Origin of the sequence: Permianibacter fluminis (assembly GCF_013179735.1) — a bacterium.
Taxonomy (GTDB): domain Bacteria; phylum Pseudomonadota; class Gammaproteobacteria; order Enterobacterales; family Permianibacteraceae; genus Permianibacter; species Permianibacter fluminis.
This window is the reverse complement of record NZ_JABMEG010000001.1, coordinates 2,472,933-2,493,369: the sequence shown is the minus strand read 5'-3', so window position 1 is coordinate 2,493,369 and position 20,437 is coordinate 2,472,933. Positions and strand designations below refer to the sequence as shown.

At 59.7% G+C, this 20,437-nt stretch carries 18 protein-coding genes; 9 read left to right on the top strand and 9 right to left on the bottom strand.

Features of this window, described 5'->3' with window-relative positions:
- Window positions 1–29 precede the first annotated feature (29 nt).
- Window positions 30–395 carry a carboxymuconolactone decarboxylase family protein gene (locus tag HPT27_RS10845; RefSeq protein ID WP_172242991.1) on the top strand — a complete coding sequence of 122 codons (366 nt, stop codon included), beginning with the start codon at window positions 30–32 and terminating at the stop codon, window positions 393–395.
- A 98-nt stretch (window positions 396–493) separates the two neighbouring features.
- On the opposite strand, the gene hda is transcribed toward HPT27_RS10845, so the two are convergent.
- Genes hda through HPT27_RS10825 form a run of 4 tightly spaced genes read right to left on the bottom strand, consistent with a single transcriptional unit; the run spans window position 494 to window position 4,058 of the window.
- Window positions 494–1,183: a DnaA regulatory inactivator Hda gene (gene hda / locus HPT27_RS10840; RefSeq protein WP_172242988.1), complete on the bottom strand. Its 690-nt coding sequence runs from the start codon at window positions 1,181–1,183 to the stop codon at window positions 494–496.
- 38 nt (window positions 1,184–1,221) lie between these two features.
- Window positions 1,222–2,295: an AI-2E family transporter gene (locus HPT27_RS10835; protein ID WP_172242985.1), complete on the bottom strand. Its 1,074-nt coding sequence runs from the start codon at window positions 2,293–2,295 to the stop codon at window positions 1,222–1,224.
- Window positions 2,292–2,864: a CDP-alcohol phosphatidyltransferase family protein gene (locus HPT27_RS10830; protein ID WP_172242982.1), complete on the bottom strand. Its 573-nt coding sequence runs from the start codon at window positions 2,862–2,864 to the stop codon at window positions 2,292–2,294. The genes HPT27_RS10835 and HPT27_RS10830 overlap by 4 nt, the downstream gene beginning before the upstream one ends.
- A 39-nt stretch (window positions 2,865–2,903) precedes the next feature.
- Window positions 2,904–4,058, bottom strand: coding sequence for a DUF2066 domain-containing protein (locus HPT27_RS10825; RefSeq protein WP_172242979.1), 1,155 nt, complete (start codon window positions 4,056–4,058; stop codon window positions 2,904–2,906).
- A gap of 368 nt (window positions 4,059–4,426) precedes the next feature.
- On the opposite strand from HPT27_RS10825, the gene HPT27_RS10820 reads away from it, so the two are divergent.
- The 4 genes from HPT27_RS10820 (at window position 4,427) to HPT27_RS10805 (ending at window position 8,311) form a co-directional block, all read left to right on the top strand.
- Window positions 4,427–5,518, top strand: coding sequence for an alpha/beta fold hydrolase (locus HPT27_RS10820; protein WP_172242976.1), 1,092 nt, complete (start codon window positions 4,427–4,429; stop codon window positions 5,516–5,518).
- Window positions 5,519–5,699: 181 nt separating this feature from the next.
- Complete coding sequence (gene purM / locus HPT27_RS10815; protein ID WP_172242973.1) at window positions 5,700–6,740, top strand: phosphoribosylformylglycinamidine cyclo-ligase; 1,041 nt, start codon at window positions 5,700–5,702, stop codon at window positions 6,738–6,740.
- 114 nt (window positions 6,741–6,854) lie between these two features.
- Complete coding sequence (purN, locus tag HPT27_RS10810; RefSeq protein WP_172242970.1) at window positions 6,855–7,490, top strand: phosphoribosylglycinamide formyltransferase; 636 nt, start codon at window positions 6,855–6,857, stop codon at window positions 7,488–7,490.
- A 122-nt stretch (window positions 7,491–7,612) separates the two neighbouring features.
- A complete protein-coding gene (locus tag HPT27_RS10805) occupies window positions 7,613–8,311 on the top strand; it encodes a DUF3108 domain-containing protein (protein WP_235951019.1) in 699 nt (232 codons plus the stop codon).
- Window positions 8,312–8,372: 61 nt separating this feature from the next.
- Here HPT27_RS10805 and yidD read toward each other — a convergent pair whose 3' ends face one another.
- Window positions 8,373–8,579, bottom strand: a complete 207-nt coding sequence (yidD, locus tag HPT27_RS10800; protein ID WP_407951141.1) for a membrane protein insertion efficiency factor YidD — start codon at window positions 8,577–8,579, stop codon at window positions 8,373–8,375.
- An 80-nt stretch (window positions 8,580–8,659) separates the two neighbouring features.
- Window positions 8,660–9,520 (bottom strand): 6-pyruvoyl trahydropterin synthase family protein, encoded by an 861-nt coding sequence (locus HPT27_RS10795; RefSeq protein ID WP_172242961.1) that lies wholly within the window; start codon window positions 9,518–9,520, stop codon window positions 8,660–8,662.
- 307 nt (window positions 9,521–9,827) lie between these two features.
- Between HPT27_RS10795 and HPT27_RS10790 the strand changes: the two genes are divergently transcribed.
- From HPT27_RS10790 to HPT27_RS10780, 3 genes are all read left to right on the top strand, one after another.
- Window positions 9,828–11,870 carry a S9 family peptidase gene (locus HPT27_RS10790; RefSeq protein ID WP_172242958.1) on the top strand — a complete coding sequence of 681 codons (2,043 nt, stop codon included), beginning with the start codon at window positions 9,828–9,830 and terminating at the stop codon, window positions 11,868–11,870.
- A 102-nt stretch (window positions 11,871–11,972) separates the two neighbouring features.
- Window positions 11,973–12,686 (top strand): ZIP family metal transporter, encoded by a 714-nt coding sequence (locus HPT27_RS10785; protein ID WP_172242955.1) that lies wholly within the window; start codon window positions 11,973–11,975, stop codon window positions 12,684–12,686.
- A gap of 163 nt (window positions 12,687–12,849) precedes the next feature.
- Complete coding sequence (locus tag HPT27_RS10780) at window positions 12,850–13,884, top strand: LacI family DNA-binding transcriptional regulator (protein ID WP_211197931.1); 1,035 nt, start codon at window positions 12,850–12,852, stop codon at window positions 13,882–13,884.
- 92 nt (window positions 13,885–13,976) lie between these two features.
- Here the strand turns inward: HPT27_RS10780 and HPT27_RS10775 are convergent, their stop codons facing one another.
- The gene (locus HPT27_RS10775) at window positions 13,977–15,647 is read right to left on the bottom strand and encodes an alpha-amylase family glycosyl hydrolase (RefSeq protein WP_172242952.1); all 1,671 of its coding nucleotides are present in this window, start codon (window positions 15,645–15,647) and stop codon (window positions 13,977–13,979) included.
- 137 nt (window positions 15,648–15,784) lie between these two features.
- On the bottom strand, window positions 15,785–17,284 hold the full coding sequence (locus HPT27_RS10770; protein WP_172242949.1) for an MFS transporter: 1,500 nt from the start codon (window positions 17,282–17,284) through the stop codon (window positions 15,785–15,787).
- 303 nt (window positions 17,285–17,587) lie between these two features.
- On the opposite strand from HPT27_RS10770, the gene HPT27_RS10765 reads away from it, so the two are divergent.
- On the top strand, window positions 17,588–18,823 hold the full coding sequence (locus HPT27_RS10765) for a cation:proton antiporter (protein ID WP_172242946.1): 1,236 nt from the start codon (window positions 17,588–17,590) through the stop codon (window positions 18,821–18,823).
- 73 nt (window positions 18,824–18,896) lie between these two features.
- Here the strand turns inward: HPT27_RS10765 and HPT27_RS10760 are convergent, their stop codons facing one another.
- Complete coding sequence (locus HPT27_RS10760; RefSeq protein ID WP_172242943.1) at window positions 18,897–20,402, bottom strand: tryptophan halogenase family protein; 1,506 nt, start codon at window positions 20,400–20,402, stop codon at window positions 18,897–18,899.
- Window positions 20,403–20,437 lie beyond the last annotated feature (35 nt).

Sequence of the window (20,437 nt, the reverse complement as noted above, 5' to 3'; positions counted from 1 at the left end):
CGAAATGAAGTTTAGCGATAGGTAGCCCCATGCCACATCCCTTCGAAGAATTTCGTGCCCGCCGTCTGGCCGGTAACGAGCTGGTGCTGAAGACCGAAAATCTCGGCATCAAACGGCTGTTCTCACTCGACAAAATCACCTATGAAGACGGTGTGCTGTCGCGTCGTACCAAGGAGTTGATGGGCCTGACCGGCTCGATGGTGCTGCGTTGCAATGACTGCATCGACTATCACCTCGATACCTGTGTGCAACAGGGCTGCAGCAAGGAAGAAATCGAAGAGGCGTTCAATATTGCGCTGATTATCGGCGGCTCGATCGTGATTCCGCATCTGCGCCATGCCTATGAAAGTCTGGCCTTTCTGCTGGCCGAACGCGCCGCGAATACCGCCGGCTGAGCCGGGCGCCGTCAGTCGGTTGCAGTAACCAACTGCATTGAACGAAAAGCACAAAAAAAGGCGGGGTCTCCCCGCCTTTTTTGCCTCTGCATTGGGCGCTACCCGCCCAGCACCTGTTTGACAAACGGAATGGTCAATCGGCGCTGCTCGCTCAGCGAGGCGTGATCGAGCCGGTCCAGCAACTGCAGCAAATCGGCCACCGCGCGGGAGTGCCGGCTCATCAGATACTGCGCCACTTCCATCGGTACCCGCAGCCCGCGCTCCTCGCCACGTTGAATCAATAGCGTCTGTTTGTCGGCGTCGCTGAGCTCCTGCACGGCAAGCACCAGCATGCTGGCCAGTCGCGATTGCAGATCCGGTAGTGCGCAGTTCAGCAGCGTCGGCGGCCGATCCGCTGCAAACAACAGGCGACCGCCCCGATCGCGCACGGCATTGAACAGGTTGAACAAGGCCTCGGCCCAGTCCCGGTGCTGACAGACCGCATCGACATCGTCGACACAGACCAGCTCGCACTGATCGAACCCCGCCAACACCTCGGGCGACAAGCCGCTCATCTGCAACGGCAGCACGGCAACCAGCCCGCCATTGCGATCGGCTTCCGACGCTACCGCGTTCAGCAGATGACTGCGACCGGAACCAAAGCCACCGTGCAGATACAAGGCCGGCAACGTCGCATCACCGGCCGCAAAAGCGCGCAGGGTACGCAGCAGGGCGGCATTGTCGCCGGCGAGAAAATTGTCGAACCCGGCGTCAGTACGCAACCGGAGTCCGAGTGGCAATTGTTGCATCAGACAGGCATCAGTCGTGAAATCGGATTCGCCGGCGTTCAGGTGATGTCACCAGATTGCTGACCGCGAAAAAAAGTCGATTGCCGGTAGTAATCAAGACCATGGCGCAGCAACACGAGGATCACGGCGGCCGTCGGCAAGGCCAACAGCACACCGGTGAAACCGAACAACTGGCCGCCGGCCAGCACGGCAAAAATCACCGCAACCGGATGCAAGCCAATCCGATCACCAAGCAGCAGCGGTTGCAGCACCACGCCTTCCAAAACCTGGCCGCCGGCAAATATTGCCAACACCCACAGCGCCATTGCCGGATCAGAAAATTGCAGCAATGCCGCCAGCACCGCCAGCAGCAAGCCCAGCGTAAAACCGAGATACGGAATAAAGCTGGCAAGGCCGGTCAACACGCCAACCAGCAACGCGACATCCAGACCAACCACCATCAAACCGAGCGTGTAATACGCGGCCAATGACAGCATCACCAGAATCTGGCCGCGGACAAACGCCGCCAGAGCATTGTCGCATTCGCCAAGCAAGGGCGTCAGCCGCTCAAGCCAGCGCCCCGGCAGCAAGCCCGAACTGCGGTTTTTGATCAGTGGCCAATCGCGCAGCAGGTAAAAGAAGATGACTGGGGTCAGCAGCAAGTTGGCGATAAAACCGAATACCGCCAACCCCGAACTGCCGACCGTGCTGAGCGCGCGTGCGATCAGAGTGCCGGCCTGCGGGATCTGATCGCCCAGCACGGAGCGCAGATATTCCAGATCCAGCGTCATGTCAGCGCGGCCGGCTTTGGCCAGCGCCCACGGCAGTGCGACCCGCTCAAGCCAGCCAATCGCCCCCGGCAGGCGTTGGGCAATCAAGCGAATTTCGTGTTGCAGCAGCGGCACGACCAACAAGATAAACAAGGTGAAGACCAGCACGACCAGCAGCAACACGGTCAACACGGCGACAGTTCGCGGCCATTTCCAGCTCTGCAGTTTCTCGACCACCGGATCGAGAAAATACGCCAGCGCGGCAGCGACAATGAACGGCGTCAGCATCGGCGCCAGCAACCACAGCAACAGCAGCAGCGTCAGGCCGATGGCCAGTGGTAATCCGTACAGCCGCCAATTCATTTTGCTGCTCTCCTGCGCAAACGGTTTTGTTCCGCGCAGCGGCGGCCCCAGGTCCAAACGTAATCCATGCCACTGACGAGGGTGGTCAGGCTGATCAGTGCCAGCCCGCCTTGCAGCAACCACGCTGGTAGCGGCGACCAGCCAAGATTCAGCAGCACCAGCGTCAACAACAGAATTTGCAGCAGCGTATTGGCTTTTGACAGCAAGGTCGGCTGCATCGGATACGGACCAAACAACAGGTGGTAAGTCAGGCCACCGCCGACAATGATCACGTCGCGACCGAGCACCAGCCAAAACAACCACCACGGCAGCACGCCGATATAGCCGAGCATGCCGAAACCGATCAGCAGCAATAATTTGTCCGCCAGCGGATCGGCAATGGCACCAAACCGGCTTTGCCAATGAAACTGCTTGGCCAGAAAACCATCGAGCGCATCGGTCACGCCGGCAATGACAAACACGCCGAGCGCACTGGCATAGTGCCGCTCCGCCAGCTGCACAGCCAGCGGCAGCGTCAGCAGGCAACGCAGCACCGTCAGGGCATTGGGCAGATGACGCAAGGCGGTCATGGCGAAATCAGGAACATGGTTGACTGTCAGTCCATTGGCTTAAGGGCGCCATTCGTATTCCAGCACCGAGCTGAATTCCGTGCCCGGCACCGCCTGCAGCCGCGGATTGAGTGCGGTGGCCTGCAGCAGCGCCGACTGATCGGCAATCAGCCGCAAACTGAACAGCACATTGCCGGCGTTCAGTTCCCGCACATCGGCTTGCCGCACGGCCTGCAAGCCGCTGAAAAACTGATTTAGCTGAGCATAGTCTTCCAGCCGGCGAACATTGCGCACCCGCACCAGCACTTCCGAATCCTTGCTCGAATCCAGCACCACGGCATATTTGCCGGCCAGAAATTCGGTGACATTGGCGGTCATTTTTTCCACCAGCTCGGCGCGAGTCGCCGCTTTGCCACTGAAGCTGTTGCGCAAGACTGATTGCGATGACACGCCCGCTTGCGCTATGCCCTGCTGGAAGCTGATTTCGCCATACCAGTCGGAACCGACTTTCTCCAGCCGACCGGCGAGTACTGCCTCGGCGCCGTAACGCGACGAAAACGTTTGCAGCGGTTCCAGGAAACGGCCCCAGACATCGCTGATATTGATCTGCGTGGTTTCTTCCAGATCCAGCTGCGGCAACACCATCGGCAGACCGCGGGCGTGGCTGGCGAACTGCAACTCCTGAATCAGGCCGGGCTCATCATCATTGCCAAGCAAGCGACGGCCGTTTTCATCCGAAATGGCCAGCCAGAACACGGTCAGCGGGCGCCGTGCTCCCCAGATGGGCGCGGCGGCATCTTGCAGCAAACGCTCCAGCGCCCGACCGTCAAAAGTCACCTGCAGCATCAGCTGATCAGGTGTACCGGCCGGCGCCTCCGGCGTTGCTGACAACACCTGGTATTGATAACGCTGCGCGTAGGACGCGGCTTTGCCGAGATTGGCCTGCACCTGCGCCAAGCCAAGTACGGCAGGCGTGCCGGACAGTTTGACCAGCACCTGACGCAGCGCCGCGATCTGGCCATCCTGGCGCGCGGTCTCACTCTGGTCCGGCACCGGTACGGCACCGCTATAAAGGTCGGTGACATCCACGGCACTGGCGATCGGCAGCCACAGCAGTGCGGCCAGCGCCAGTCCCATCAGCGCGATTTTGCTGATCACCCGTCGCCCTACCGTCATCTGCCTTTGCCGCTGCCCGCCACCCAAACTGCCGTTCATGCCATCCCTCCAACGGTTACCGCCTTGCCCGGCAGTCAGGCCGCCATGATAAGGGAAGTGTCTGAATGGCCAAAGCTTTTCCGGGACCATGGTCAGGCTTGGCCTGCCGGATTTGCGTGCCTTGATAACGCCCCTTTCGTTGCGATACCCAATGACGGCGCTGGATGACGACGTCGCATTGCAAAGCCGCGACGCAAGACAACTGACCGCCACTGCTGGGCAATATTCCGGCTTGTTACCATCGATCCGGTCCGCCAAGCTCTGGCTGGCAGACAGGCTCTTTTTCAAGCGCCGCTGCTGTTTGCCCCCGGACTTACTTCAGACCGGGCTTACAAAAAGACCGGACCTACAAAAGACAAGGATGTGCCATGACTCGCTTGCTGCTTGTGCTCAGCCTGATGGTGATTTCCGCCTGCGCCGGCTCGTCGCCAGCCGGGTTATCTACTCCGACATCTGCGGTCACGACCACTGACACCTCTACGGTCACAACCACAACAACTGCGGCCAGCCCAACACTGCCCAACGGCAGCCGCTTGTTTGAGGTCAACGGCCACCGCCTGCATGTGCGCACGCTGGGTAGCCATGCCAATCAGCCGGCAATTGTGTTGCTGTCCGGCCCGACCGATCACTGGCACGCCGACAGCGGCTGGTTTGCCTTGCTGCAACCCTTGCTGGCCCGGCAGTTCCGGGTCCATGCCATCGACCGGGCCGGTCATGGCTTCAGCGATATCGTGGCCGGTGCGAGCTATGCCAGTTTCGCCGAGGATTTGGCGCTGCTGTTGCCACAGCTCGAAGAGCAGCCCGTGGTCGTGATCGCATTTGCCAGCGCCAATCTGGCCGTAATGCCGCTGCTGGCGAAAACCGGCAATACCCGGGTTCGAGCCGTCTTGCTGATCGACCCGGACGCGCTGCATCCGGCGCTCATCCGTTTTTATGCCGACCAATCGGCGCCGTTCAAAGACGCCGAGCAGCTCTCCGCTTACGTCAGTGCTGGCAAATACGACGCCCGCGCTCACGGCTTTTATGACGAAGAACGAGCCCATCTGGCCGCCCTGCTACCTGAGGCGTTGCAGGCCGAGATGGACTGGCCGTTTTACGAGGCGGTCGCCAAGCAGCGGCTGGACCGCGCTCGCATTCTGGCCCGCTTTGCTGAAACCGCCCGCTATGACGCCGATGTCAGCAACGCGGCCGCGCTGACCTGGCCGGCCGCCGTGCCGGTCTGGAGCTACGACACCGATTTCGAGCTCAGTGCCATTGAGTCCGCCACCGATCCGGCCGAAAAAGCCAAGCTGGCCGACTGGCGCCGGCTCGGCACCGACTGGATGCAAAATCTGCCCGGCCACTGCCGGCAGGCCTCGGCCAGCCACGAACATCTGGCGACCGTGGCCGAAGCCGACCGTCTGCTGAGCCTGATTGCCCAACTGGCGCGCAGCCCGGACTGCCCGGCCGAAACCCGTTAGCCGGCTTGCACCATGGCCGGTCAGCGACCCCGGCCGCTCTTGTCAGCCCGGCGGATGGCGGTTTTGGCAGGGCGGCGAAAAGCACCGCGCTAGCCCGCCATTTCATGACAGCCACGCCCTGAACCGGTAGAATCTGCGCCCCTCATTTGCGCCTTTCCACACAGGTTCCTTGGAAACCGTCATGACCAGCCCGAACAAGCCTTCCCTGTCCTATAAAGATGCCGGTGTTGATATCGAAGCAGGCGATGCCCTGGTCGAGCGGATCAAATCCGTGGCCCAGCGCACCCGTCGGCCGGAAGTGCTGGCAGGTCTGGGCGGTTTTGGCTCGCTGGTCGCGCTGCCGACCGGCTACAAAGAGCCGGTGCTGGTGTCCGGCACTGACGGCGTCGGCACCAAGCTGCGTCTGGCCATTGATTTGAAGCGTCACGACACGGTCGGTATCGATCTGGTTGCGATGTGCGTCAACGACATCGTCGTGCAAGGCGCCGAACCGTTCTTCTTCCTCGATTACTACGCCACCGGCAAGCTCGACGTTGATGTCGCGGCGTCGGTGGTCGGCGGCATCGGCAAGGGCTGCGAGCTCGCTGGCTGCGCGCTGGTCGGCGGTGAAACTGCCGAGATGCCGGGCATGTACCACGCCGGTGATTACGATCTGGCCGGCTTCGCGGTTGGCATCGTCGAAAAATCGAAAATGATCGACGGCAGCGGCGTCCGCGTTGGCGATGTGCTGCTCGGTCTCGCCTCCAGTGGCCCGCACTCGAACGGTTACTCGCTCATTCGCAAAATCATCGAAGTCAGCAAAGCTGATCTGAACCAGAAAGTCGGTGATCGCACGCTCGCCGATGCGCTGATGGAACCGACCCGCATTTACGTCAAGACCGTGCTGTCGCTGATGAAGCAGGTCGATGTGCACGCGCTCGCCCATATCACTGGTGGCGGCGTCACCGAGAATGTGCCGCGGGTGTTGCCGAACAGCACCAAGGCTGTGATCAAGGCCTGGGATTTGCCGCCGGTCTTCAAGTGGCTGCAGGAAAACGGTGGCGTCGAGCACCGCGAAATGTACCGCACCTTCAACTGCGGTATCGGCATGGTCATCGCGCTCCCGGCCGACGCGGTCGACACCGCCACCAGCCTGCTGCGCAGCATGGGTGAAACCGTGCATCAGATCGGTCACATCGCCAGCACCGGCAACGATGCCGAGCCGTTTGTCGAACTGGTCTGAATCCCGTGCGAGGTGGAACGCCGAGCGTTCGGCACTCCACCTCGCGCCGTCATGGCAGTGGCGACTACCGTCGCTACCGGCTCCGTTTCTCCGCTCTCGCTGACTGATGCTCGCATGACCTGCAAACTGCTCGTCCTGATTTCCGGCAACGGCTCCAATCTGCAAGCACTCATCGATGCCTGTGCCAGCGGCCAACTGAACGCTGACATCGTTGGCGTCATCAGCAATGTGCCCGATGCGTTTGGTCTGGAACGGGCCAAGCGAGTCGGCATTCCAACTGCCGTTGTCGATCACAAAACCTACGCCAGTCGGGCCGACTTCGATGCCGCGCTGTTGCAGCGCATGCAGCAATTCGATGCCGATTTGGTGGTACTCGCCGGCTTCATGCGCATTCTGAGCGCGGAGCTGGTTGCCGCCTATGCTGGCCGGATGCTGAACATCCACCCGTCACTGTTGCCGCTGTATCCGGGTCTGCACACCCACCAACGGGCGCTCGATGCCGGTGATGCCGAACACGGTTGCACCATCCATTTTGTCACCGCCGATCTCGACGGCGGCCCCTTGATCGCGCAAAGCCGCTGTCCGGTGCTGGCTGACGACACTGCACAAACGCTGGCCAGCCGTGTGCACCCACTGGAACACGCGCTGTATCAGCAGGTCATAGCTTGGTATGCCGCCGGCCGACTGCGTTATGCCAACGGTCAGGCCGTGCTGGACCAACACCCGCTGGAGCAACCGGTACAGCTATGAAATTCGCGCAATGTTTTCGTAGACCGATATCCGGTAGATCGACATCCGGTAGATTGACAGCTGGTAGATCGAGAGCCGGCAGAACGGTCGCAAACTTCGGCGCGGCGCTGCTGCTTGCCGTGATGCTGAATATCGCCGGGCTCAATCGTGCCGTCGCCAGCGAACCGGTCGCGGCGAATCCGGCCACCGTCGCACCGTTTACCGCGCAATATGACTTGTTCCGCGACGAGGACAACGTCGGCCAAGCCACCATCAGCCTGACCGCACTGCCCGACAATCGTTGGCAATACCAGACCGCATCGGAAGCCCGACTGTATTTCTTTCATTTTTCCGATCGTGAGCAAAGCCAGTTCCGCTGGCTCAATGGCAAGCCACAACCGCTGCAATTTGAAAAAGAAAGCAAACGTCCCGGCAAAGCCGAAGTGACCCGGCAACAATTCGACTGGCAACAATTGCTCGATAGCGGCACGCGCGGCAAAAAATCCTGGTCAACGGCCCTGACGCCCGGCACCCAGGATTTGCAAAGTCATTTGCTGGCGCTGCAACAAGATCTGGCGGCCGGCATTCGCGACGTCCACTACGCCGTCAGTAAAAACGGCAGAGTTCGTGACTATCACTACGCGGTCACCAAAGAAGAAACGCTGGACACGGCGCTCGGCAGACTGGCCGTGCTGCGCGTCGAGCGCATTCGCGAGCCCGGTGATGATCGGCAAACCATTTCCTGGTTCGCGCCCTCGCTGAATTACATTCCGGTCCGCCTCCAGCAGTTCGAAGACGGGGAATTGCAAGGCGACATGCAGATTCGCGCGCTGCAACGCTGAATTCCGCTTTCAGACATTGCATTTCCGGTAACCGAGCTGTTGCAGCAAATTGCAGTCACGCTCAGACCGGCGGCACCGGATCATTACCGCCCGGATGCAAGGGATGGCAGCGACCAATTCGTTTGACGGCCAACACGCTGCCGCGCCAGGGTCCATGCAGTGTGATCGCTTCCCGGGCGTAGCGGGAACAGGTGGGATAGAAACGACATTGCCCGCCGATGAACGGGCTCAATAGCCAGCGATAGAGCTGGATCAGCAGCAGCAGCAAAGCCGTTACGCCACGCTCCAGCCAATGCCGCAGCCAGCGCCACAATCGCTGCCACAATCCACCCCGATCACCAACGCTGTTCATGCGTCCGCCAACGCGCCTTTCTGGACGCCTTCAAACGCCCGGACCCGCACCTGTGCGGCGCCGGATTCCTGCTTGGTTTGCTGCGCCAGATAGGCCGCGATTTGCTCGACCGTGGTTTCACCGTCCAAGACATGGCAGCGCGCTTTCGGTAGCCGCAAGGTGTACTCGCCTTCGCGCGAGCGGTACCGCAGATTCAACATCGGCGTCACGGTGCCAGCGTGGTTGTCCACCGTTTCGGTTTCGATATGGCTGCGGGTAACCAGATAGATATCGTGAAAGCGTTCGGCCCAGCGCTGTTCCCATTCCGCAGAGCGCTGCGCACCGAGCTGCACTTCCAGCCGGGAACGATGACCATGCGCGATGCGCTGACAGGCGCCATCGTGCTGCTGCAGGCCATGGCTGTACCGGTAATGCGCGCCGTCGATCCGCTCCGGTCGCAATCGCAGTTGCAATTGCATGCCATCGGCGAGACGCGCCTGCACCTGTTGCTGTAACCACGGCGCCAGGGTTTCCGGCGTCACCGCTTTGACCGGAATGCCGCACACCGCGAACAACGGCGAACCGTGTTGCCACAGTTGGTTCCGGTGATCGCGAAAGCTCAGTTCCAGCCGCTCGCCTTTTTCGGCAACGTGCAAGCCGGCATGACGCAGCGGCACCAGCAATCGGTGATCCACCAAGGCGTCAATCGCATGCTTGATCTGTTTTTTTACCGCACTGAAATCCAGCACCATGCCTTGGTCATCAAGCGGCCCGGTCAGCTCGATATCGACAATCCAGCTCTCACCAACCAGACCATGGTCCGGGCTCAGCACGGAGCAATCGATGACAGTGAGCTGGTCTACAAACAGGGTGGCCATGACGGTCGGGACAACGGGCAGCGAATTGGGCGGTCATTGTATCGCAAGGCCAGTGCCGGCAGCTCGGTCAGCGCTGTTGTATGGCTTTTTGCCAGGCAGAAACCACGGTCATGGCGGCCACGCGAGGGCTTGAGAGCCGGTCCCGCTGCCCCTAACATGGCCTACCCATAACATGGCCTGCCCCAAAACATGGCCAATCCGTAATATGGCTTGCCCGCAATATGGCTTGCCCCTGACACATCCAGCTTCCAGAAGCGGTTTTGCGAAATCGCTTGTTGCCATATCTGTCTTTGCCAAAGGAGACGTCATGTTCAAACTTTCCACGCTGCTGATGGCCAGCAGCCTGCTCGGCGCCGCCGCCGCAATGCCCGCGCAGGCCGCCCCGTTCAGTGTTGATGATCTGCTGAGCTTTCATCGCGTCGGCGCGCCGGTGGTATCCCCGGATGGCAAAACCATTGTGTTCAGCGTCAGCACGCCAGATGTCGCGGCCAACAAAAGTCGCACCGATTTGTGGCTGCGCAGCGTTGCCGGCAATGAGCCGGCCCGGCGCCTGACCACTCACGAAGCCGGCGACAGCAGCCCGCAATGGTCGAGCGATGGTCGCAGCGTGTATTTCCTGTCGTCGCGCAGTGGCAGCAGCCAGCTCTGGCGCATTGCCATCAACGGCGGTGAGGCCGAACAGGTGTCGAGTTACCCGCTCGATATCAACGCTTACAAACTGGCGCCGGACAACAAGAATGTCTTGCTCAGTTTCGAAGTGTTTGCCGATTGCGCTACCTTGGCATGCACCGCCGAGCGCGATGGCAAAACCAAACAGGGCAGCGGCGAAATGCACGAGCGCCTGTTTGTCCGGCACTGGGATACCTGGGACAACGGCCACCTGAACAGCCTGTTTATCGATGGCCTCAATGGCAACAAGGTCGCGAATGCACCGTTGCTGCTGTCAAAACTGGATGCCGATGTCCCGTCGAAACCGTATGGCGGAGATGAGGAATTCAACTTCAGCCCGGACGGCAAGACTGTGTATTTTCAGGCTCGGGTCAAAGGCGTGTCCGAATCCTGGTCGACCAATCACGATATCTATGAAGTGGCGGCGACCGGCGGTGAGCTGAAGAATGTGACCCCGAAAAATCTGGCCACCGATTCAGTACCCACCGTTTCGCCCGACGGCCGCTATCTGGCCTGGCTCGCCATGGCCCGGCCCGGCTTCGAAGCCGACAAACTCAGCGTGATGCTGCGCGATCGCAAGAGCGGTGACGTGCGCGATTTGAGCGCCGGGTTTGATCGCTCGCTGGGTTCGTTGAAGTGGAGCGCCGACAGCAAAACCCTGTACGGTACCGGCGATGACAATGGCCAGCACAGCCTGTTTGCCGTCAATGTCGGCTCGGGCAAATGGTCGCGAGTGGTCAGCAAAGGCACGGTCGGTGATTTTGATTTTGCCGGCAGCGATATTGTCTATAGCTACGATGATCTGAAGCATCCGGCCGAGTTGTTCAAAGTGGCAGCCGGCGGTGGCAAAGCCAGCCAGCTGACCACGTTCAACACGGAAAAGCTGCGCAACATCAGCTTCGGTGACTACGAGCAGTTCAGCTTCAAGGGCGCCAACAACGACACCGTGTTCGGTTACGCGCTGAAGCCGGCCAATTACGAACAAGGCAAGAAATACCCGATTGCCTTCCTCGTTCATGGCGGCCCGCAAGGCAGCTTTGGCGATCATTTCCATTACCGCTGGAACGCCGAGGCTTTCGCCGGCCAGGGCTATGCGGTCATCATGATCGACTTCCACGGTTCGACCGGTTATGGCCAGGCGTTTACCGATGCCATCAGCCTCGACTGGGGCGGTAAGCCGTTTGAAGATTTGCAAAAAGGCTTTGATGCCGCCGTCGGCAAATATGACTACATGGATGCCAATCGCGCCTGTGCGCTCGGCGGTTCTTACGGCGGTTACATGATGAACTGGATCGCCGGCAACTGGAGCGACCGTTTCCGCTGCATCATCAACCATGCCGGCATTTTTGATACCCGCTCGATGTACTACACCACCGAAGAACTGTGGTTCACCGAATGGGAAAACGGCGGTCCGCATTTCAGCAATCCGGAAGCCTACGAAAAACACAACCCGATTCATCAGGTCAACAATTGGAAAACCCCGATGCTGGTGATCCACGGCTTGAAGGATTTCCGGGTTCCATACTCGCAAGGGCTGAGCACCTTCACCGCCTTGCAACGGCGCGGCGTGCCAAGCGAGCTGCTGGTGTTCCCGGACGAGAACCACTGGATTCTCAAACCGCAGAACAGCAAGCAATGGCACGGTGCGGTATTCGACTGGATGAAGCGCTGGACCCAATAAGCGCTGCGCAACAAATGGTGAGGGTTGTCGGCCAGCACGGCCACGACCCTCGCCGTGTTTTACCGTTAGAATGCCTGCCCCGTTTCGGTTGATACCATTCTCATGACTGCCCTGCTCATCAGCCTCGTCTCGCTCGGTCTTGCTCCATGGCTGTACAGCCTGCTGCATCGCTGGCGGCGCGTGCATGACACGCTCGACCGTTTATTGGTCGGCGTCATTGTGCTGATTGTGCTGGTCGAGGTATTTGTCGAAGGCTACGAGCAAATCGGCTGGGTCGGACCGTTGTTGGGCGTGGTTGCCATGGCCTTGCCCAGTTTGATCGAACAGGTATTTTCCCGGCTCGCACTGCCGACCCATTCGCTGACGGTGTTGCTCGGCGCCTTGGCGCTGGCCGTGCATTCGCTGATGGATGGCGCCACGCTGGCGGCCGCGGATGATCAATGGCTGGCCATTGCCGTGGTGCTACACCAGCTGCCGCTGGGTCTGGCAATCTGGTGGCTGGTTCGGCATGCGTTGAGCCGTTCACTGGCCATTGCCACGCTGATGGCCATGGGCTTGGCGACCGTGCTGGGTTTTGTCCTGACCCAGCAGGTAGTGCCGGTACTGACCCAGAGCACGTCGGCCGGCTTGCAGGCCTTTCTGGCCGGCGCGCTGTTGCATGTACTGCTGCACCGGCACCGGCCGCGCGCCGATCATGCCGGCGACGGGCTTGGCCATTCAGGCCACCAACACGACCACGGCAATCAGCAGCACCATCAGCATAACCATGACCACAAGCATGACCACAAGCACGGTCACGACCATCACCGGCATTGATACGCGGCTGGATGGCCGGTAGCGCGCCTCATCTGGACAGTTTCTGAACAAACCTGAAGGGGCGATTGCGCCCGCACCCGGCTGGCATCAAGCGTGATGCAATGGCTGGTTATGCCCTACCGGATTGTTGTTATATTACGGCAGCAAAACCGGAGCAGCAGTCTTGGGCATCAAACCAAAAGCGACCTCATTCGACATTGCCTATATGGCCGGCGTTTCCCAACCGACGGTGTCGCGCGCCCTGCGCGGCAGCCCGCTGGTCAGTGAGGAAACCCGCAAGCGCATTCTCGATATCGCCCGGCAGCTGAATTACAAAGTCGACAAGAACGCTTCCAGTCTGCGTTCCCAGCAATCAGGCACGCTGGCCCTGCTGCTATTTGAAGATCCAACCCCGGACGACTCCCATATCAATCCGTTTTTTCTGTCCATGCTGGGTTCGATCACGCGCGCCTGTGCGCTGCGCAATTACGATCTGCTGGTGTCTTTCCAGCAACTGTCCGACGACTGGCATGCCGATTACGAAGACAGCAATCGCGCGGATGGCTTGATCCTGCTCGGCTATGGCGACTACATGGATTACCACAGCAAGCTGGAAAAGCTGATGGAGCAAGGCACCCGCTTCGTGCTCTGGGGCGCGGTGCGGGAACAACAACCGGGCGTTTCGATTGGTTGTGACAACGTTCAGGGTGGCCGCGATTGCACCGCGCACCTGATCAAACAAGGCCGGCGCAAGATTGCCTTCATCGGCGGCGCCGATGCCGGTTGCCCGGAATTTTTCGATCGCTATCACGGCTATACCGAAGCGCTGCAAGCAGCCGGGCTGACCGTGCAACCGGAACTGCAGATCAACGCCATCACCACAGAACGCGCCGGCTACGAGGCGATGTGTGAGTTGCTGGAACGCAAGGTGCCGTTCGATGCCCTGTTCGGCGCCAGCGATCTGATCGCCATCGGTGCCATGCGCGCATTGGCCGACAACGGCTATCGAGTTCCGGAAGATGTCGCGGTGGCCGGCTTTGACGACACCCCGCTCGCCAGCTTCACCAATCCGCCGCTGACCACGGTGCTGCAAGACACCAAGCGCGCTGGCGAATTGCTGGTGGAAAGTCTGGTCAAGCAGATTCACAAACAGCCGGTCAGCAGTCAGAAAATCCCGGCCCAGCTGGTGGTGCGCCGCTCCTGCGGCGCCGGCAAGTAAGCGGCGGTTGCGGTGGCGGTGGTGGTTTCTGCACCGCTTGCTTCAGCGGCCGCGCCAGCAATCAACCCGTTTCTGTCAGCACCGCAACGCGCTCAGGGCTTGACCATCAACGCGGCCAGCTGCGCTTTCAAATCCGCGCGTGTTACCGCCGTATCCAGAAAATAGATCTGGACGCCGTGTGCCGGCACCACCGCTTTCAGGCTGCCACCTTCGGCAACGCTTACCGCCGGCGCATCAAACGCTGCCCGCCATGTGCCCGACTGCAGCCAATCGCTGATCACAAACTCGCTCGGGCTGTCGCCCTTGTTCAGCAAAACCAGCGCCGTTTGCGCTTGCCCGCCGTGTTGATAGACGCGATAAAACGCCGCCCGGTCGCCCTTCAATTCCAGATTCAGTTGCAAGCCTTTTTGCAGCGCCGGTGATTCGGCGCGAACGCGGGCAATGCGGCGCAGATGCTGATAAATGGGATGGCTCGGCGCAGCGTTGATGCGGTCCTGACCAAAATAATTGCGGTTACCGGCGTGCTCGGCGCGGCCACGCATAAAACCGGTTTCCGAGCCGTAATAAATGGCGGGAATGCCGCGCGCGGTAAACAGCCAGTTATTGGCATCGATAAAGCCATCGTCACTGGCATTCAGGCGCGCCATATCGTGGTTGTCATAAAACGTCACCAGCTCATACGGGTTGCGATACGGGCCACCTTGCAAATACAACGCCGATGCCAGCTCGGCGTAGTCACTGCCTGCGTGCTCAAACACTTTGGCCAAACCGGCTTTCAACGGAAAATCCAGCACGCTGATGCCGCCGTTCTCCGGTTGGGTGTGACCGGCAATGTCCTTGGCATCCCAGCGAAAATCTTCGCCGAACATGAAAAAACCGGGTCGTTTCGCCCGAATGCGATCGGCAAACTTTTTCCAGAAAGCATCCGGCATCCAGCCGATGGTATCGATACGAAAGGCATCAGCCCCCTGCTCGGCCCATTGGCTGTAAGCGCCGTCCAGATAATCCAGTACCGCCGGATTTTCGTCATTCAGATCGGACAGTTCTGCCACGCCGCGTTGCGTGTGATAAAAGCGGTGCAGCGGATTGTGTTCCGGGTCGAGTTGCTCTGGCGGCAGATTCTGGTGATCGGCCAGCAGCGTGCCATCGGCGGCGAAAATCTTGCCGAACTCCGGCTGCGCCACCGGCATGGTGTAAGACGGTGAACCGTGATTGCCGACAATATCGAGCACGAGCTTCATGTTTTTGCCGTGCAAGGCCTGAGTCAAGGCAGCAAAATCCAGCCCTGGACTCGGCAGGTGTTCGTCAAGCCGGTAAAAATTGACGCCCCAATAACCGTGATAGCCGGTCTTGCCCTGATCGGTCCAGAAACTGCCCCAGTTGACCGGTTTGCCACCCGTGAACACGGCGTCCGGATTGTCGACGATCGGCGTGATCCAGATCGCGGAAAAGCCCATGTCGCGAATGTAATCAACGTTATCCAGCAGCCCTTTGAAATCGCCACCGAGATAACCGATGTTGTCGCTCTCGCCGTCCGGCGCGCCAGGCACCGGCCGATCGAAGGTTTGCAGCGCGCCACCCTGCTCACGTTGGTCATTGGCACTGTCACCATTGACGAACCGATCGGTCATGACGAAGTAAATGGCTTCGCTGGCGAACGGTTCGGTGGTGCCGTAAAACTCATCAGCAGGCGGTGTGGCATCCTGAGCACAAGCCGACATCAGGATGGCTGAAACCGCTAACGCGGCAATCTTATAACGCATGTTGTTCCCCACACTCGTTGTCTGGCAACGGCTGGTTGTTGTAGTGAAATTCAGCAATGACGAGCAGAAATGAAAACTGGAAGCGCCGAAAAGACTGAAGCACCTGTAGCAAACGGCTGTCATGAAACACCGGCAGATCAATGCTCAGCCGGCACTGGGGTAAAACTGGCCTGCAGGCCTGGTTCGCGCACGCGCAGCACGCACAGGCCCGCCACCAGCAAACTGACGCCGCCGATCACCAGCGCATAAATCGGCTGGCCAGCAAAGAACAGCTTCAGCAGGAAACCGAGCACGCTGGCTGCGAGCAACTGCGGGATCACAATGAAGAAATTGAAGATGCCCATGTAAATGCCCATTTTCTTGGCGGGCAAACTGTTCGACAGCAAGGCATACGGCAGCGACAGAATGGACGCCCAGGCAAAACCGACGCCGACCATGGCCAACAACAGCCAGTCCGGATCGCGAATCAACGAGAACGACAGCAGCGCCGCACCGCCGAGCCAGACATTGACCAGATGGCTCAGGCGCAAGCCGATGGCGCGCACCATGAACGGAATCACCAGCGCCGCCAGCGCGGCAAAGCCGTTGTAGGCGGCGAACAGCACCCCGACCCAGTTGGCGCCGTCGTTGTAGGCGACCGATGCAGTATCACTGCTGCCGAAATGCACCTGAGTCACTGCCGAGGTGGTGTAGATCCACATAGCAAACAGGGCAAACCAGGAAAAAAATTGCACCACCGCCAACTGTCGCATCGCCTCCGGCATGTCATGCAGATCGCTCATGATGGTGCGCAGCATCGACGGCTCAGTGTTGCGGCACAAGCTGAGCAGCAGCAAACCGTAAAACGCCAGGCCAGCAGCGAGCAGATACAGTTGCTTGTCGAGCGCGAGCAGATAAATCGCCGCCGCCGCCGCGCAGCCAATCAGTAACCAGAGCAAACCGCTGCGCTGCGCCTTGCCCGAATCGAGCGGCCGCATTTGCACCGGCTTGGCATCGTCAAACGCCGCCAATTGCTCCGGCGGATACTCGCGGGTGCTGAACACCGTCCAGCCGACTGCTGCCAGCAACACCGCACCGCCAGCATAGAAGGCGTAACGCACGGTATCGGGGATCATTCCTGGCTCGGCGGTATTGGCAACGCCGAGCTTGGCCAGTGCCCACGGCAACAGGCTGGCCACCACAGCGCCAACACCGATGAAGAAACTTTGCATGGCGTAGCCGCTGGAGCGTTGCGCGGGCGGCAATTGGTCACCGACAAACGCGCGGAACGGTTCCATCGAGACATTGATGGAAGCATCCATGATCCAGAGCAGGCCGGCGGCAATCCACAGCGACGGTGAGTTCGGCATGAACAGCAAGGCCGCCGTGGTGATCAGCGCACCGTACAGAAAATAGGGCCGGCGCCGACCGAGTCGAGTCCAGGTCCGGTCAGAAAAATAGCCAACAATTGGCTGCACAATGAGGCCAGTCAACGGCGCGGCAATCCACAGCGCCGGGATGTCAGCCAGATCCGCACCCAGCGTCTGGAAAATGCGACTGACATTGGCGTTCTGCAGGGCGAAGCCGAACTGGATGCCAAGGAAGCCGAAACACATATTCCAGATCTGCCAGAACGACAGGGTCGGCTTGGCCGTCATCGTCTTCTCCCGAGAATGGCCCGGTCGGTGCCGGGCCTGGTTGTTATCGTTGTCGCCCACCGAACCGGTGCGCTAGGGTGGGCTCCGATAGTAGGACGCCTCACACTGGTGCGGACAGTGTGCTGCATTCGTATTCAGAACGGGCCTGCTGCACCATTTGCGAATCGTCGCTACATTGACGCGTTTGCTGCGGGCTTACCAGCACAGATGGATGCCCGTCGTTGGTGTTTGTAACTGATGCCGAACTCAGCGCCTGAAAGTAAAACCTGAATTCAAAATAACAACGAAATCCGGTGACACCCAATGAGCATGATCGAAACCCTGCTGATAGCCATGACCCTGATCCTGGCGCTGCCGTATCTGATTTGGCGACTCGGCCGCACCGAATATTACGCGCCCTTGGTCGTGGTACAGATCCTGACCGGCATCGTCATGGGCCCCGGCCTGCTCGGTGCAGCCTTTCCCGAGTACTGCCAGTTTGTTTTCAATCCGCCTGTTGTTGGCGCGCTCAGTGGCATCGCGGCCTGGGCCGTGATGATGTTCGTCTGGATTGCCGGTATTGAACTCGACCTGCATGCGGTCTGGGCCAACCGCCGCGAAAGCGCCATCACCGCCGGTCTCGCGCTCGGGACACCCTTGCTGCTCGGCGCGCTGGCCGCAGCGGTTCTGCTCGGCCACGACAGTGCCTGGCTGGGTGACAACGGCTCACATTGGCAGTTCATCGCCGGCGTGGGCATGGCCTGCGCGGTGACGGCGCTGCCCATTCTGATCCTGTTTATGGAAAAACTCGCCATCCTGCGCCAGCCGCTCGGCCAGCGCATCCTGCGCTACGCCAGTCTGGACGACATTGCCATCTGGGCGGTGCTCGCCGTGATCCTGATGGATTGGCAGCGGCTCGGCCGGCAAGCCAGCTTCTTTGTTGGCTTTGCCATCGCCACGCTCGCCGTGCGCAAAGCCCTGCCGAAATTGCCGGAGCCGGACCGCTGGTATGTCGGGCTGATTTGGCTCGCCGGCTGTGGCTTTGCCGCAGACTGGGCCGGCCTGCACTACATGGTGGGTGCGTTTTTGTCCGGCGCCGTGCTCGACAACCGCTGGTTCAATCAGGAACGCATGGATCAGCTGCGTCACCACGTCCTGCTGGTCGTGATGCCGGTGTTCTTTCTCAGCACCGGCCTGCGCACCAACTGGGCGATGGGCGGCTGGTCGGTATTCGGTGCGGCCGCCTTGCTGTTGGCCGCTTGCGTGTTTGGCAAACTGCTTGGTTTACATGCCGCCGGCCGCCTGCTCGGCTGGCAAAAAGGCGACGCCTCGATCATTGGTTGGCTGCTGCAAACCAAGGCGCTGATCATGATCATCTTTGCCAACATCCTGCTCGACCGCCACATCATCAGCAGCGAGACGTTTACCGCCCTGCTACTGATGGCCGTCGCCAGCACGATGCTGAGCGTGCCGATGGTGACGGCGCGCTTGGTTCGGCGTTCCGCACCGGTTGAAACACCAGCGACCGTCACGTCACCCATTCAAGCTGTGCTCGACTGAACGAAAAAAAACCGGGGCAACATGTGCCCCGGTTCATTTTCAACACCACCACTACACCATGCTTCGCCGGTGCTTATCCCGCGAGCCCCAGCAATTCGCGATGCGGCCGGAAATTCAAGCCGCAGCCTTCGATATACCGTCGAATATCAGCCAGCTTGTAGCGATGCGCCAATTCATTGCCCGGACGCAGTTGCTCCTTGTTGGGATACACGCCCTTGCCGGCCAGCAAACAATTCCATGACACATTCGGGAAATAGGCATCCAGTTTCTGCCGTTCCAGTTCGTCGGTAATGTTCTGCCCGGACACCCAGGAGGTCAGTATCGAGCGCAACGAGTTGGAAATTTTCTCGTTGCGACCGCACTCCAGCCAATAATCAGTGTCGGTGCGCGAAGTAATGCGGTAGTGACAGACGATATAGTCGCGCACCGCGTCGAACCGGCCATTGATGCGGGTATTGAACTCGTCTTCGTACTGATTGGTGAAGCCACCTTTGTTGTACGCTTCAATAAAGCGAACCACGGTTTCTTGCACCATATCCAGAGCCGTCGCTTCAAGCGGCTCGATAAACCCCTGCGACAAGCCCACAGCCAGACAGTTCTTGTGCCACTGTTTCTCGGCCCGGCCAATTTTGAACTTCAAGTGCCGGGCTTCAATGTCGGCGCCGGTCAAACCCAGATGCTCGCGAAACTCCGCCTCGGCCTTGTCCTTGTCACAGAAGCTCGAACTGTAGACATAACCATTGCCCACCCGATGCCGTAGTGGAATCTTCCAGGCCCAGCCATACTTCAGCGCCGTCGAAACCGTTTGCGGCTCGATACGGTCACCGGTTTCGGTCGGAAACACCACGGCAGCATCATTGAACAAGGACTGTGCGCTGCTGATGAACGGTACTTTCAAGGCTTGTTGCAGCAACTGACTGCGAAATCCGCTTGAATCGACATAAAAGTCAGCCTTGATGACTTGGTCGGCATCGGTTTTCAAATAATCGATGTTACCTGCCTCATCCAATACCACGCTGGTGACGGTGGCTTGCTGGTACTTGACCCCTTTCTTTGCCGCCACCTTCGCCAAAAACTTGCCGAGCAACGCCGAATCAAAGTGGTAGCCGTAATTGATTTCAAACGGAAAGTTGGCCGGTGTAATTGGCGCGAGACTCTTTTCAATCAAATGAGTCGCCAGAAAGAAGTGGTCCGGATGGCCATCCAGGTCCACCCCCTTGCGACGCAGAAAGCTGTTGTGAAAAAACGCCGGCACGGTGAAGTGATCCGGCTGCGACAGGAAAGGATGAACATACTGGGTAAAGCCGGGCTTGGTTGACCAGTTGCGGAAAGTAATGCCGACCTTGTAAGTAGCCTGACACTCCGGCATCCACTCGGACTCTGTCACGCCGATGGTTTCCATGAAGCCTTTCAGCGGCGGCGTCGAGCCCTCACCCACACCGATGATGCCGATATCAGGCGACTCGACCAAGGTGATTTCAATATTTTGCTCCTGCCAATGCGTCGCCATCAGGTTGGCGGCAATCCAGCCGGCCGTTCCGCCACCAAGGATCACGATACGTTTTTTCTGATTGTTCATCTGCTTTCTCAAATTTTCTGCACGTAGCCGGACGC